Annotated in this window: 13 protein-coding genes; 3 read left to right on the top strand and 10 right to left on the bottom strand. The window is 37.1% G+C overall.

Annotated elements, in window-relative coordinates:
• The first annotated feature begins 185 nt into the window (after positions 1-185).
• Genes ABJV04_RS01400 through ABJV04_RS01390 form a run of 3 tightly spaced genes read left to right on the top strand, consistent with a single transcriptional unit; the run spans position 186 to position 5338 of the window.
• A complete protein-coding gene (locus tag ABJV04_RS01400) occupies positions 186-2879 on the top strand; it encodes a glycosyltransferase (RefSeq protein ID WP_348489323.1) in 2694 nt (897 codons plus the stop codon).
• Between the two features lie 14 nt (positions 2880-2893).
• Entirely contained in the window at positions 2894-4624 is a 1731-nt protein-coding gene (locus ABJV04_RS01395; protein WP_348489322.1) for a hypothetical protein, read from the top strand.
• A 9-nt stretch (positions 4625-4633) separates the two neighbouring features.
• A complete protein-coding gene (locus ABJV04_RS01390; RefSeq protein WP_348489321.1) occupies positions 4634-5338 on the top strand; it encodes a DUF6270 domain-containing protein in 705 nt (234 codons plus the stop codon).
• A 293-nt stretch (positions 5339-5631) separates the two neighbouring features.
• Here the strand turns inward: ABJV04_RS01390 and ABJV04_RS01385 are convergent, their stop codons facing one another.
• The 10 genes from ABJV04_RS01385 to ABJV04_RS01340 form a co-directional block, all read right to left on the bottom strand.
• Entirely contained in the window at positions 5632-5877 is a 246-nt protein-coding gene (locus tag ABJV04_RS01385) for a hypothetical protein (RefSeq protein WP_348489320.1), read from the bottom strand.
• A gap of 147 nt (positions 5878-6024) precedes the next feature.
• Positions 6025-6255, bottom strand: coding sequence for a hypothetical protein (locus ABJV04_RS01380; protein ID WP_348489319.1), 231 nt, complete (start codon positions 6253-6255; stop codon positions 6025-6027).
• Positions 6256-6443: 188 nt separating this feature from the next.
• Positions 6444-9146: a hypothetical protein gene (locus ABJV04_RS01375; RefSeq protein ID WP_348489318.1), complete on the bottom strand. Its 2703-nt coding sequence runs from the start codon at positions 9144-9146 to the stop codon at positions 6444-6446.
• 162 nt (positions 9147-9308) lie between these two features.
• Positions 9309-10700, bottom strand: coding sequence for an SDR family NAD(P)-dependent oxidoreductase (locus ABJV04_RS01370; protein WP_348489317.1), 1392 nt, complete (start codon positions 10698-10700; stop codon positions 9309-9311).
• A 90-nt stretch (positions 10701-10790) separates the two neighbouring features.
• Entirely contained in the window at positions 10791-11906 is a 1116-nt protein-coding gene (gene gmd / locus ABJV04_RS01365) for a GDP-mannose 4,6-dehydratase (RefSeq protein WP_348489316.1), read from the bottom strand.
• 3 nt (positions 11907-11909) lie between these two features.
• Entirely contained in the window at positions 11910-12572 is a 663-nt protein-coding gene (locus tag ABJV04_RS01360) for an HAD family hydrolase (protein ID WP_348489315.1), read from the bottom strand.
• On the bottom strand, positions 12569-13309 hold the full coding sequence (locus ABJV04_RS01355) for a 3-deoxy-manno-octulosonate cytidylyltransferase (RefSeq protein ID WP_348489314.1): 741 nt from the start codon (positions 13307-13309) through the stop codon (positions 12569-12571). The genes ABJV04_RS01360 and ABJV04_RS01355 overlap by 4 nt, the downstream gene beginning before the upstream one ends.
• On the bottom strand, positions 13309-14913 hold the full coding sequence (locus tag ABJV04_RS01350) for an aldolase catalytic domain-containing protein (protein ID WP_348489313.1): 1605 nt from the start codon (positions 14911-14913) through the stop codon (positions 13309-13311). The genes ABJV04_RS01355 and ABJV04_RS01350 overlap by 1 nt, the downstream gene beginning before the upstream one ends.
• Positions 14914-14917: 4 nt before the next feature.
• Positions 14918-15661 (bottom strand): glycosyltransferase family 29 protein, encoded by a 744-nt coding sequence (locus ABJV04_RS01345; RefSeq protein ID WP_348489312.1) that lies wholly within the window; start codon positions 15659-15661, stop codon positions 14918-14920.
• A 7-nt stretch (positions 15662-15668) separates the two neighbouring features.
• Positions 15669-16229, bottom strand: a 561-nt coding sequence (locus ABJV04_RS01340; protein ID WP_348489311.1) for a hypothetical protein, incomplete at its 5' end; no start/stop codon positions are given.

Genomic DNA, 16229 nt, shown 5'->3' with positions numbered 1-16229 from the left:
CTGTCAATTAAAGGTCATTTGGTTTAATACAACTTAACTGACTGCATAAGAAACCAACAACCATGTTAATAGTTGCCTCTAGTCTATTGCATAGATCAACCACGACGTTTATCCTTTCCGATTGGTTTATTATTGTCACAAGAATCTCTTTTGACCGACTACTCAGTTACAATTGGAAGCTATACATGTTCAGATTTTTACCTTCGGCCTCACTTTTTAAAAAACACTCTATTCGTCGACAAGCCAAACTAATTAAAGAATCAGGTTTATTTGACTCAAAATGGTACTTAGAACAAAACGCAGATGTGAAAGAGTCGGGTCAAGATCCAATTAAACATTACATTCAATTTGGTGTTACTGAAGGTCGCGCACCCAGCCCGAAATTCGACCAAACATGGTACCTATCACAATACCAAGATGTAGCTATAGCCGGTTTAAATCCTCTAGTACACTATATTGAGCATGGAATGGCAGAAGGCCGCTCTATTCAAGCCAATGATTCTAGAGCTCAGTCGATAAAACCATCAACTCCAGCGGGCGAGTTAAATAAAAAGTTATGGGGTGGATTTAGTGAGCATGCGGTAAAAGATTTAGAGAAATTTGCTTACGACGATAATGGCAAAAAATCAGAGCGCGCCCATGCCCTATTAAGTTTGAGTCGGTGGTACAGTACAACGAAGGATTGGTCTAACGCATATCGTTGTTTAAAAGATATTAGACCTTTAGATATCAAACTTTATCGAGCTAAACGAACAAAATTATTACTTATAGAAAGCCTTCTTCAACTTGGGCTTTTAGATAAAGCAACAGAGTTTCTTGAGCCCACACTAGCACAAAGGTTTGATAGTGATTTTTTATGCGCCTTGTGTAACCGCCTAGAATCAAATGAAGAAAGGCTCATAGTATTAAACAAGATATACTCACACTTCGGTTTGAGTGAAGTTTCCTTTATAGACCAATCTGAAGGTATGAAATTTGGCAATTTAACAATTGCGACCCCACCAAACACAATTAGCGGCGGTTCTAAAATAAGTATTTTAGTCCCTGTGTATAACGCAGAAGACTTTATTTCAGTAGCGATGCAATCTTTACTTAGCCAAAGTTGGAGTAACATTGAAATTATTGCGGTAGATGATTGCAGTACCGATAACTCTCTAGCTTTACTTGAAGAAATGGCTGCATTAGATAGTCGCTTGAAGGTAGCCAAAAATACCGTAAACCAAGGTGCTTATGGTACGAGAAACAAAGCCCTTAGCTTAGCCACTGGTGATTTTATAACAGTTCATGATAGTGATGATTGGTCACATCCACAGATGTTAGAAATTCAAATGGGAGCGATGTTAAGTAATCCGCGTTTAAAAATCACCTGTTCGATGATGGCCAGAGTACATTCGAATATGGAGTTTATGCTCAGACCGCAAAGAAACAATCTCGATTATGTACATAGAAGCTATCCGTCTGTACTGATAAGAAAGCATGACTTGGAAGCATTAGGAGAATGGGATGGCGTTTCGGCAAATGCTGATGATGAGTTTGTGCAAAGAGCCCGAATGCTATGGGGTAACGATTCGGTAAAAGACATACTAACAGCCGTTCCTTTATCTTTCTTTTTAGTACATGAAAACTCGTTAACTCAAAATAAAAAAACTAGCCTAAACAGTTTAACCTTCGGTATACGTCAGGAATACTCTAGACAAGCTAATTATTGGAAATCTAAAAAGGTTGAAGCGAACTCTGAAAAAATTGTTACAAATAGAAAGAGCTTAAAAGAACCCTTTCCTATCCCCGCAGGTTTAGCACCCAATAACTGGCCGTTAAATCGTCACTATGACTTAATTATTATATCTGACTTGAGTTTACTTGGTGGTACTAGGCGTTGTAATGAGGGATATGTAGCAGCAGCTCTAGATTCAGGTCTTAGAGTCGGTTTGTTTCATTGGCCCAGATATGATCTAAAAGTTGCAGAAATTGCCGACGAATATATGGAATTATCGTACAACGAAAATGTTGATATTTTAGTTCCTGAAGATGATATAAACGCTGATTTAGTTGTTATCCATCACCCTCCTATTTTGAAATATGAAATTGATGCTGTTCCTACTATAGATTGTAAAAAAGTAGCTATTTTAGTTAACCAATCTCCAATGCAGTTGTGGAGTGAAAAACCTCATTATTATGCAGAAAAAGATGTGAATGAGTTGACGCAAAAGTTATTTGGGAAACTACCGGTTTGGATTCCCATTTCTTCTATTGTGGAAAAAACACTGACACTTGCTGGAGGAGGTAATAATTTACTAAATGAAACTTGGTTCCCTCCTTATAGCCATGATTTACCAAAAACAGTTCCTAATCCTCCTAATGGCTTAGGTTCTAATAGACCCATAGTTCTTGGACGCCATAGCCGCGATCACTGGACTAAGTGGCCTGAATCTCATTCCGATATCTTCAATGCATATTGCGGCAACAAGAAAAATGTAAAGGTACAGCTGTTAGGCGGTGCAAAAACACCTCAAAAAGTACTTGGCAAATTGCCGAGTAATTGGGAAGTGTTTAAGTTCGATTCCATCGAAATTACAGAGTTCATTGAAGGTTTAGACTTCTTCCTTCACTTTACACATGAAGATTATATTGAAGAGTTTGGTAGAAATATTATGGAAGCGATGGCGTCTGGCAGAGTTGTAATTTTGCCGCAAAGTTATGAACCAGTATTCGGTGGTGCTGCTGTGTATTGTAAACCTTCAAAAGTTGAAGAGACTATTAGTGATCTATGGAACGACAAAGAAAAATACACAACTCAATCTCAACGTGGTTTTGCATTCGTAGTTGATAATTGTAGCCGTCCTGTGGTCGCAAGAAAAATACTTAATCTGCTCAAGTAAGGATATTAGGCTCGATGAAATTTCTAAATAATTTTATTGAACAGCTTTGCGAAGCTGAAAATCTTATAGATATATCGAGCAAATGTTCAGCTCAACAAAGCTCTACCTCTAAATGGTCTAAGGAAGACGATGCTAGACAAGTATTAATCGACAATAAAGGAGATTTTGCTAACCATACGGCCCCTGAACTAAATCCTTGGTTAATAATTGATCTAGAAAAACTATGTTACCCAGCCTACATTATTATCCAAAATAGGAGCAAGAAACCCTTCGACGAAATAGCGTCACGATTATCAGTGGAATGTTCAAGCGACAGCATAGAGTATAAACCCTTACATAAAGGTGAACTTCACTTTGGCCACCTTCCAGATTCTATGCCCTTAATATTGCCACTTAAAGGCAAAATTGCGTCCCGTTTCATAAAATTAAGCTTAGTTTCATCCATTAAAATGCCGCTGCATTTGAAGCGAGTAAATATTTTAATTGGGAAGAAACCTGATTTAACTCAAAACCAAAACAATGTTGTATTTTATTCATCCAGAAACGATGGTTTAGGAGAGCGTTTAAAGTCACTGCTAAATGCAATTGTGTTATCCGATTTATATAATACTGAATTTAAGTTCACCTGGTCGAACCCACCTAACCTAGGGGAATCACATGCAGTAACAGAAGCCGATAGCACCTTCTCGCCCGCATTTTATGAAAAACACGTTGTCGAAACATTACCCAATAATATTCATGAGCTAGATAAAAGAATTAATTTTTTCAACCGAAGTTTAGAAAAAAAACCAGCTATTAGAGTTTCACAGAGAAGTATCTATAACCAAATTCCGGAGTTGAAAAATTACATTTCATCCTCAGCCTATGCGAAGGCTTTTAGTAAAATAGAGTTCAGTGCAAACATTAATGAAGCTATTAATTTAGCTAAAAGCCTAGAGTTGCCGGCTAACGTGGTATCTATCCATCTCAGAGGTGGGGACATCGTTTATGGCCGTTATAGGCATGGCGACAGATATACAAGTAAGGTCATTTCCCATGCACAAGCTGACTATATTATTTCCTCGCTTAAAAATACTAATATTAATGTTCTAATTTTTGGTCAAAACAAGCAAGTCTGTAGGTACTTTGCAGACAAATTCAACGCTTTTTATTTTGGTGATAGAGCGGACGTATGTGAATTTAGCAGTATGCAACTAGCCATTTTTGATATGGTTTTAATGTCCAGAAGCAATAAGATTTTTTCTGGAAGTAGTGGGTTTTCCCAGTTGTCAGCGTTAATTGGTAGTGGCGATATAAATTCTCCAGAAGACTATTTTAACGCTACCGCAATGGCAAACCACATACTCAAATTCTTAAACTCAGATGAACTCAGGCACTTTGATGATTTTCAAAATGCTTTTGCTTGTTGGCATTTAGTATTTAGCTATAGAAATATTGTAGGTTTAGATAAATCAATTAGACTTCTTGAAAAAGCCTGTAGCTTCGACGTAAACAATCTTTTTTACTTATTAGTGCTATCTACCCTCTATTTTGAAAAGGGTGATTATAAAAGCTCTGAGCGCGCAATTGATAGTATTCTTAAGCGCACCGATGATACCTTTGAAAAAGAGGGAACGTATAAATTTTTAAAGGCTCACAAGCATCCTGACGGAACCGGCCCGTTGCAAAATTACAAACAAAAATTTTTAAATATGAAAAGCTCAAATTTAGTCGGTGCGGCAGAACTTGCAAAAGATTTTAGTTAGGGGGAAATATTGCTTAATAATATAAGAATTCTAGGAAGTTGTGTAACCCGTGATGCTTTCAATTTAAAAACTGACTTTAACTTAATCGACTATACTGCGCGCACCAGCCTTGCCTCTCTGTCAATGAAACCCAAAAAGGTTCCTGAGATTTTGAATAATATCCAATCGAAATTTCAGAAACGAATGGTAGAAAGGGATATGACCAAAAGATTTTGGCATAGTCTTGAGAACGCGAATAATGATATTCTAATAATTGATTTAATTGATGATAGGTTTGATTTGAAAGTACTTGACGACGGTTCAGCACACACTATATCTTCAGAGTATAAAAAAGCATCTAAAGGTAGTGAATACATTAGCCGGATTATTGGACATGGTTCTAAGGAATTTCAAAGCCTTTGGGACACAGGTTTGAATCGTCTTAGGCAGATATACAAATTACAAAAGTTAAAACAAGTTTATGTAAATTGTGTTTTTTATCAAGCGACTGGAAATAAGACTATCGATTCAGCTGCTAAAATCGTTGAAAGCAATAATTATTTAAATTTCGCATATTCAAAATTGCAAAATGCTTTCGGAAAAGAAGCAATGATTGAATATCCTGACGGAATAATAAAAGCAGACCTAGAACACGAATGGGGATTAGCCCCATTCCATTTTACAGAGCAGACATATCATTTTTTCCTTTCAGAGTTAACGAAACGAATGACTTAGATAAATGAATTCTTTCTCAATCTCAATTGAACGTTTGCTGCCAGAAATCAATGTATAATAATAGTAATTATTAAGAATTTTTAACTACCTCTCAATTTAAAATATCTAGTGTAATATTGTAAATTTTCGCTAAATTAGCGACATACCTTTTTAGAGATCTTCGGCGTAAACTGAACCAATTAGGAGAACTTCTGAGGAAAAAATCCCGTTACACAGAGTCACAGATCGAGGAGTTCTTAGAGAAGTCTGCCGTGAATGCGATATTTCAGATACAAACTACTGCAACTGGAAAGTCAAATACGCTGGTGCGCGACATCAAGTATAAACTGTCCGATTTGCCCATTAGCAATATCGACGTCAGCCTCAAGTCCAGTCAGCTTCATTGTGGCTACCAATGGCGTGATGAAGCTTTGTTTTAGGTAGACATTGAAGCGTTCGATCTTACCGTAGGTTTTACGACATGCGCGCAATCTAAAGCCAAAACCATCTTGAATCTCATACTCACGAAAACACACATAACTGGCTCGGTTATATCCCAATGTAGCGGCAAACCGTTTTAGTTTGACCCTGCCGCGTTTGATGGTGGGAATTCGACTTGCATCTGTTGAACTGGTGCAGTTTCAAAACGCACCAAAGGCTCTTGGCTTATCGGTTTGAACTGCATCTCCATCAATCCTTCTTGCCCCTCATACCCTTTGAGTTTGAAGTTCTCTAAATAGAAAAGCAACCAGTATCCAATGAGATGATGGCATCGCTGTGCGAGGGCTATATTTGGACGATTTAGCCGCATCACGTAAATAGCTGCGCGCGGTATTGCGTGATATGCCTAGTTGGCGGCTAATACTTCGAATACTGTAACCTTGTCGATGTAACACATGTATATCCATCAATGACTCCTGATCTAACATTGCATCCATGCCGCCTCTTCATTTTCAGAATCAGTTGCGATTGTGCCTCAGGTGGGTCAATTTTAAATTACCGTTAGTGGGGCAGTTTTGCATTGCCGGTGACAAATAAATTTTTTATCAAAGAACTAGCTAAGCGAACTTAACGGCGATATTACTAGCTCCTTTCAAAAACTTTAGTAAAATTTACTTAAAATTGATTAAAAAGAAGGCCAATTAACTAAGCATTTAGTAAATTGCACATTTTTACGGTGGGGGTGTAATTCGATTAGGATTTTACTGAGCTCTTCATCGCTACTATATTTATAACCATTTATTCCATCTACCACATAATAATTAAGGGTACCTAAACTAGGGGCTAATACGCTTTTTGAAAAGGACATTGCTTGAAAAAAGCCACCTGAAGTTAAAATGTCACGATACGAGAGAAGCACGTAGTCTGCGGAGTTAAGATATAACTGTACATCATCATCATCAATAAACTTGTTCACTAATACAAAGTCGCCTTTATCTATTGATTTAATTTCAGCTAATGTTTCTTTACAAAAAACTTTCCCGGCAATTACGTAGCTCAAATAACCTTTATTTTCATTGAGCAACTCTTTAAAAACTCTGAGTTTATCAACCAAGCTTTTGTATTTTTTAATTTTACCTAAAGTCGTGATTACTAACTTATTTGAACCTACACCAACAATATCTCGTGCTTCAGACCTAGACATCGTATTTTTATAAACTTCTTGATAATGCCCATGTTCAATTATTTGTATGTTGGCATTTTCACCTAACCAGTCTTTTATCTCCATTTCTATGAGTGGATGATGAAGTAAAACAACATCACTCAAGTTAGACAATTCCTTTCGAAATTTATACTCTACATCAAGGTCTAACTGATCGTGATTCTGACGATTGTGAACTGTCCAAACGACCTTCACGCCTTTTTTCTTTAACTGCCTCAATTTAGTTAAAAAATCATCAAGTACAACAGTTAAGGTATCCGTAGTTTGATTATTGAAGAAAATATTTACCCAATGAATATGTAAAACATCACCATTAATAAATTGCGATAAATCCAAGTTTTTACTGTCAGATTCTGACAAGCCCTTAACCTCAACACCAAACTGTTTAAAGTTTTGATAAAGTAATTTTTGATAAGGGTTACCTTCACTATAATCTGGCAAATAGTAAAGAGTGCGATTAGGTGTTAACCAAGAAAAATCTGACATTTTCGGCGCTTTATCTATTCTATCCAAGAAGTAAGATAATTTTTCCTCTAACCCATAAATACGATTTATGTTACACCAAAACTTATAGTGGTCGGTGCTGTAAGCCTTGTTTAAATAAACGTTTTCAAGTTGTGACTCGCCCTTTTGGTGATGTACTTTCGCTTTTATCATCCACCCTAAAGTGCCGTCCTCAGAGGATATAATTTTGTCAGACAGAATCAATAGGCGGGCAAATAGGTTTTCAGTAATATCTTGCTGATTCAAACCTCGCAAATAAAATCCAATAAAATCAAAGAAAGTATCTCTTAGGTTTGAAACCGGCAAAAGTCTAATTGTGCAGTCAATCAAATACTGAAAATCAGTTTCTAATATTGATTCACATAAGGCTTCCAATAACTCCTTTTGGAATTGATGTTTAATAGACTCTTTTCTCAAAAACTTGTAAAGAAGCCCAAATCCCACCCAAAAATCATTTTGTTTAAATGCGCAGACAATGGCTATTAATTGCAAACTCTTTAAATTCTGGCTTAAGGGTATAGAACGTTTACGTCGCCCAACAAAATACTCTTTTACAATCAAATCATCATAATTTTTTGCTTCTGGATTACGTCTCCAGTACGAATTTGGAGCTCGGTAATATAAACCTAACTCTTTGTTCAAAAGATAGTATTTACTGCCATTCACCCCACATCGAAGCCAAAATTCCCAATCTGACGAGGGGCCAAAACGGCTTTCTTTAAAGTAACCATTTTCGCGGTGAACCTTTGTGCGCCAAACAGGCATGCAATGGGGGATATTTTGAGATACTATCTTCTGACTTTTATGATTAAATTTCGCCAGTTTTTCAATGTCATACACTTCAGGTACTTTCGGCTTATACCAAACCTCGTTGTGATTAGAGTCATTCCAAGGTTGATTTTTAACATCAGTCACTCGAAGACTGGTGCTAGCTGCATCAACCTCTTGGTTTTTCGTTAATACATCAACCAATTCAACGACATGCTCAGAGCTGCGTTTGTCATCAATATTTGCATTTGAACAGAAAGACGAAGAGCTTAACCTAACGCCTAAGTTCCAAACATCATATAGCCCAGGATCAACAGCTAACCAAACATAAATTAGCGATGTGTTGTCTTCACCAAAACTCATTAAGTTTAAATGCTCTTGACCATCAGACTTGGGACGAAAAACAAATGTTTCGATATTTTGAAGCTCTTCAAACTTCGCAGTGTTTTCAAGAAATGCTTCTTTGTATTCATCCCCATTAAACATTGAAGTAATGAGAGTACAAATTGGGTGCCAAGGCTTTAAATTTCGATTAATCGAAAATCTATCGTTTTCCATTAATGGAAAAAATAGATGGTTTATGAATTTAGGTTCCCGCTGAGGCAGTAGGTGAAGAGTATCAAATTGAACTAATAAATTCTGAGTAAAGGTTTTACTATCAAATAAGAAGGCTGAGCTTTGACTAAAATCTATCTGATAGTCATCAATAATGAAAAAATCATCAGAGACTACTTTGCAATTATCTTTCTCGATACTCAGCAAGAAAACGTCAAATTGTAATTTGACGTTTTCTTTAAACCAGCTTAAAAGTTCAAGCCACAAATCAACTTGCTTTTGGTTTAGCTTAGAGCAATTAAGTACCAGCTTTTTATTTGGTTTTAGTAAATCTCGCAAAATATCTACTTTTTAATGTTTTAAGAAAAATTTGGTTGAGTAAATTGATGTGATTGATTATTTAAGCACTTTATATGTTGGCACATTTAAAACTAAAGTACATTTCCCTATGACTATTAACCACTTAAGTCTCGTAGATAAACAATAGTTGCTTTTTTATCGTCATATCCGCTTTAAGCTAAAAGATTGACCGGTTGCACCATTCAACAAGTTTTGACTAGCTAGCATAACAGCCAAAGGGCCAACATCGTCTGGTTCTTTCCAAAAGCTTCCTTCCGCTGTGGGGTTCATTTGCGTTTTAACTGGGCCAGGAACTAACTCATTGACATTTATGTTATATTTAATCAACTCCATTGCTAATGATTTAGTGAATATCCAATTTACAGCTTTAGCTGAAGCGTAAGATGACGAGCCAGCAGACCCAACATGCCCGATACCTGAACCTATAGTAATAATATTTCCACCTTTACTTTTTAGATATTCAATTGCTACTTTACAGGTATTGAAGGTACATTTAACATTCGATTCTAATGGTAAAAACCAAGATTCAGCTGATAAATTTTCTACTGTGTCTTTTGCCTCATTAATGCCAGCATTGGCAAACACTATATTAATTTGTCCGAAAGACAAACTCACATCAGAAAATGCTTTTTCCACACTCGAATAATCACTTACATCAACTTTCAATGCTAATACATTGTGTTCTCCATAAACATAGTGAAACTCTTGTAAAGTTAAATTTAAAGCATGTGCGTCTCTTCCTAAAATCGCAACTTTACAACCACTTTCCAGCAAGTGCTTACAAATTGCTTTTCCAATCCCCTTACTTCCGCCAGTTACTACTGCTACTAAATTCTGTAGTGGAGAGTTTCTTAAGGATTTAATTGGGTAGTCAAATATCTCATCTTCAGCTGCCAATTCTGGTGGAATAACGGTGTTACTAACGCACAAACGCGCGACCATTGAATATCGTTTAACGTTACTCCCTAATGCCGGTAAACTTCGATGTAACAACCCAGAATGAAATAACATAAACTCACCACGCTTTAATGGGATGGTGATACGTTTTTCAATTAAGTCCGCTGGAACATTCAAAAAATGTTCATTTAATGGACGCTTATGATACGGACGAGTGTCCCTGGTATAACCTTCTTGCTGTAAATGAGAGCCTGGAATAAACTCCATAATTCCAGACGCTTCATCGATATCAGTCAAAGCGATTAAAATCGAAAAATGATTGGTTAAATTACTGAAATCTATTTCATCATCGGAATTTTCAAAGTGCCGATCGTGATGCCATTTGACTTCACCTGAACCATCTGTTTTTTTAAAGCAGTTCGTTCGCCAAACTTTCAGACTCCCCCCAAACGACGCTTGAATCTTAGCAGAGATAGTATTGTCAGAAATTAATTTTTGACAGTTTTCGTTATCAATATGTAGATTCTTGAATGCCTCACCAACTCCATCAAGCTCAGCAATCATTTTATTTAGGAGCATGTCATTTTCTATCGAAAACGGTCCAATAAAACCGTCTTTAGCGAGTTTATTTTGCATTGGCACCTCAAAAATTAGTGCTAGGTAACCCTAATTATTCAAGGTTACCTCCGCCACTATTTAACTATCCAAATTCTACAGCACACACGCCTACTCTCTGGAAACGGCCATTGAATAACCATGTTCTTTCAACAAGGCATGTTGTTTAGCTTTATCCAAATCACTGCGAACCATTTCAGCACACATTTCTTCTACTGTGATCTCAGGCACCCAACCAAGCTTTTCTTTAGCTTTTGAAGGGTCGCCTAACAAGGTTTCTACTTCTGCAGGACGGAAATAACGAGGGTCAACTTTAACAATTACGTCACCTACGCTAACGCCTGGCGCATCATCACCACTAACTGCAGTTACTGTAGCAACTTCATCTACACCTTCGCCGCTAAATTCAAGAGTAATACCCGCTTCTGCTGCAGACATACGGACGAATTCACGTACTGAAATTTGTTTGCCAGTAGCGATAACAAAATCTTCAGGCTTGTCTTGTTGCAACATCATCCATTGCATACGAACGTAGTCTTTTGCATGACCCCAGTCACGTAATGCATCCATATTTCCTAGGAATAAACACTTTTCTAAACCTTGGGCAATATTGGCGATAGCACGGGTAATTTTTCGTGTTACGAAGGTTTCACCACGGCGCGGAGACTCATGGTTGAACAAAATACCATTACAAGCATAGATACCATAAGATTCACGGTAGTTTACTGCTATCCAGTAAGCGTACATTTTCGCCACGGCATAAGGCGAACGAGGGTGGAATGGTGTGGTTTCTTTTTGTGGAATTTCTTGCACTTCACCGTAAAGCTCTGAAGTAGAGGCTTGATAAAATTTAGTTTTCTTTTCTAACCCTAAGAAACGAATAGCTTCTAACAGGCGCAAGGTACCTAAAGCATCTACATCTGCAGTGTATTCTGGTGCTTCAAATGAAACAGCAACATGAGACTGTGCACCTAAGTTGTAGACTTCATCAGGCTCAACTTCACGCATAATACGGATTAAGTTAGACGAGTCGGATAAGTCGCCGTAATATAACTTGAAGTTAGCATTTTCAACATGTGGATCTTCATAAATGTGATCTACACGCTGAGTATTAAACAATGAAGCGCGACGTTTAATACCGTGAACTTCATAACCTTTTTCTAATAATAGCTCGGCTAAATAAGAGCCATCTTGTCCGGTTACTCCAGTAATTAATGCTTTCTTCATAATTTAACTCTTTACTAGTGATAACGACTCTAAAGATGATCGAACAATTATCGCGTTTTCATCACAATACTGTTCCCAACCTCTAAATTCTGTCCAATAATTTACGAAGACAAAATCTAAATCCGCCCGTTTTGATGCAACATGATCATATTTACTATCACCTAAAAAAAGTGCAGGCTGTAGGATGTTCCCATTAGAAATCTCTCGATCTAAGATAGTATCTTTACTATCGGGACTTCCAAAAATTCCTCCGTCAAATAGCTCGAAAATCCCCCGAGAAGAAAAAACATCTCGCAACTCGTTTTGATCTCCTCCTGAAGCCACTAGCCATCTTGCTTTACGAGTTTTTTGGCGCAATTCAGCTAACCCATTGGCGATCTCACACTTCATCAATCCATCTAGAACAAACTTAGCATAATTATCCAATAACTCTTGTAACCGGTTAGTTTTATCTTCACTCTGAAACGTCTCGATAAACCACTCAAACTTCTTGTAACGTGAAATACCACCTCTAGCGACATGATATTCAACCAACTTGTTAGCAGCCTTCTCCCCATACGGTAGAGCTGCCAAATAAAACGCTTGAGTTTTGACCTTATTAGAGTTCAAAATCACACCATCACAATCAAATATTATTGTTTTATATTCAGATAATGGTAGTTTCATAATTTGTGCAACGCTTGTAATGCTTTTTCAACAGGTGCCACATCTTCAGGAACGTCCACAGCTAAACTTCCCGGTGTAGTTTCATACATCTGAATGCGCTTACCAAACTCTAGGAAGCGTAAAATTTCAATATCTTCACTAAACTCCAATTCACTTTTTCTTCCAAAAGATTGATACATTTTAAGCTCTTCAGCACTAAAGGCATAAATACAAACTTGTTTTTTATAACCTTTAGGAGCATTTTGTGGGTCTTTGAAGCCAGGTAATGCACACCTAGACATATAAATTAATACATCATTTTCAGTTGTAATAACCTTAGGAATATTAACACTAGTTGGCTCTTCGTCTTCTGACAACCAACAATATCCGTTGATAATTGAAGACATGTCATTGATTTTTGCATCAATAGCTTTTTGGATATCACTTGGATTAACTAAGGGTTCATCCCCTTGAACATTAATATAGATATCAGCATTAATCTGTTCAGCAGCCTCGGCAAGTCTATCCGTTCCCGTTAAACATTTATCTGAAGTCATTACAAAATTATAACCAGCCTGCTCTACAACTTCTGAAATTCGCGAATCTTCGGTCGCAATGTAAACATTTTCTTTACCCACAGCTTCACTAGCCAGTTCAGCAACCCAAATGATCATTGGTTTGCCAAGCAGAGGAACAAGTGGTTTACCCGGATAGCGACTTGAAGAATATCGTGCAGGAATTAAAACAACAGTTTTCATTATGACTCCTGCATCGCGTAAATTGACGATGTAGGGATGCGATAAGTTGTTGGTGTAACGGACATAACTTTAATATTTTGAGTTTTATTGAAAAGATCTAAAGTATTTTGCATTTCTTCACTTCTAGGATCTCCTGCACCGTAACCATCAAATCCGGCTAAATAAATACAGTTAGCATTGCCACTACTTGAAATGGCTAGAGCATAGCTTATAACCAGTGAATTAGGTAACACTGCGGCTAACTTTCCTGATTCAAATGATGAAGGTTGTACTGTTAGACCAAAATCTAACAATTTCTTTCCATTAAGAGATTGTAAAACATCTGGCGGTAACATAGATGCTGGTGTAATCAAAGGTTGTGGTAATTCAACATGGGCAGCACAATCCGCTAACAATCTGACTGGATGGCATGCAACTCTGTAGTCAATTAATTCTTGAGAAACTGAAGATTGTGTATTCAACGCGATTACCACGGGCTTTTCCGTCTTAATAAAACTTTCTATTGCAAGTTTATGGGCCGCAACACCAGGACCAGCCCCTAAAATAAGAACACTTCTTCCAGAAAGTTCAGATTTTGGTTCCCAACTGCCTTTGCTGTTGCCTTGATAAAAGTGTCTAGACGCATCAAGTGTATTGGCACTAAACTTTTTACCGCCTTCAACTTTTAAATGATTAATTGCTGCTAAAATATCTTCTTCGTCATATCGTGAGTCACTCAACATTTCTTGAATATAGGTTGGGTGAATTCCATATTTACCCGAAAGATAATAATATGGATTTGAGCCCCAACCACATTTATTTTTCATTGGCTGGAAGAATTGAGCAATAATCCCCATCAAAGGAACCATATCAATAGTTTGATTTCTCTTATCCGCTATTTCAATAACTAACTCTTCAGTGCGCGCGTTACCTGGACCTCTTCCCATACCGGTAACAGTGGCATCTAACCAAGTAACACCATCGTCAATAGCTTGTATGGTATTTTGTAGCGCCAAGCCCATGTTGTCATGAGTATGTATACCCATGGCACCTTTCCAATATTTACGTAACCAGCTAATAATTTTGCTCGTTTGAGAGGGGTTCATACTCCCCATGCTATCCGCAAAATACAAAGCATCAATGGGATATTTTGCAGCTTCCAATGCCAAACCTTCAACTTCCTCTTGAGACCGATCGGCTATTTGCATCAAGTTAAAGCCTACTAGATACCCTCGTTTTTTTAACCAAGTACAAGCAGGTAATGCATTTACAAACTCGTGAACATGGCAAGCAATACGAACGACGTCGACTCTTGAATGTTCTGCGTTGTTTGGGAACAACTTTGATAACACCTCATTTTGATCTACATCTCCGACTATTTCAGTTGCATTTATCATTACCGCAACTTTCAATTCACTTGGTACATTAAGCGAATTAATATAACTATCAGTTGTAAATGCATTTGCTCCTTTAAATCCTTTGTTTATCAAAGAGCGAAGACCCAGCTCAACAATATCCACCCCAGCCGCAGTCATTGCGCTTAAGTAGTTATTTGTAAGTTCGAGGGGAAAGTCCCAAGAATTGTAGTACCCACCATCACGAAGAGTACAGTCTAAAATTTTCATAAGTTTATCCTGATATTGTAATCAATTTCTTATTTCGAAGTTCCACTAAAGCGGCCATCTCACCTCGAAAGTCATGTGCTGTATGTTCATCAAAATTATCGCTAGTAAAATTATCATAGTAGTGCCTTGCAGACTTAATATTTTCATCAACATCAAATCCAAACAAAGAAGGTTTCACCCCTGATTTAACCAACATTAATACCGTTCTAAATCCTGTTCTCATGCCTTTTCCTGAACAAAGCAAAGGATCTATATCATATTCCTCAAGAATTCTATTTCCCTGGTAATTATCTTTGACTTCCTGCTCGGTTTTTTCCGGCCACCAAGTAAATACATCCTCAGAATTTAAACAAGCTATTAGGTGCAAATAGTTCTCATGTTGACGATTAAGCGAAGCGCGCTCAATTTCATGACTCCAAGTTATGAACTTTGTATCAATATTTAGCGCTTTTAGAATAAGTGAATTTTGATAACGATTGGGAGAGTCTGTTGTTATTACATTGCCAACGGGGCCAATAAAGGGATAATTTGAAAAATATGCTAAATCTAAACCCAAACAAATATAATCTGATTTCGAACCAACGTTCCTTTCAAATCCTTTTGTTAACGCACCATTAAATCTAAAGACTGCCTGAAAGCTATCAATTTCGCTGCCGAGCTCTTTCTTCATTAGGCTGGGAGAACTTCCAATAACAGCAACCCTTTCTGGCAAAAATAAACTCTGCTCTATACCAAACATTTTTTTCATAATATTCCTAAAAATCCTTTCCACTCATTTCGATAGATGAGTAGTTTGTTGATAACCTCATAGCTAGCTCACTGAAAGAGCTCCAAGTACTTCCTAATAACCTTTTAGACTGACTTAACAAAATTGCATCAGCAAGCGCAAACTTAATTTGCACTTCTGAACGATCAAAAACATTTCTTTTTAAATACTTCAATTTTTTACCATAATAATCTTCAAATACCTTATAATTTTCTTCTAGGTCAGTTGCTAGAAAAATTTCAAGATCTTCATTTTCATCAAACAACTGATCTATTCTTTTAATGAAATTTGAAAAATGACTTTGTTCTCGCCAATAATGCAACTGATCGTGTCCTTCCTGTGTCCAGTTTTCTACTGCATCATATGTATTATGGTCTAGTCCTTTTCCAGCCTCCATTCTAACGTGAACTGCGAGACACTTACTTACGTCAATTTGATTTACCAAGGATTGAATTTCATACGTGGGCTTTAGTGTTTGAATAAACTCATTTTCACTTTGCCAATGGGAGTCGTGATGTTTAAAAGTATATGCTGCGCGGAGGTAAACATC

Source organism: Aliiglaciecola sp. (assembly GCF_039982535.1).
In the GTDB taxonomy this organism is placed as follows: Bacteria; Pseudomonadota; Gammaproteobacteria; order Enterobacterales; family Alteromonadaceae; genus Aliiglaciecola.
Note: the sequence above shows the minus strand (reverse complement) of the source record. Positions and strands in the feature narration are given on the sequence as shown.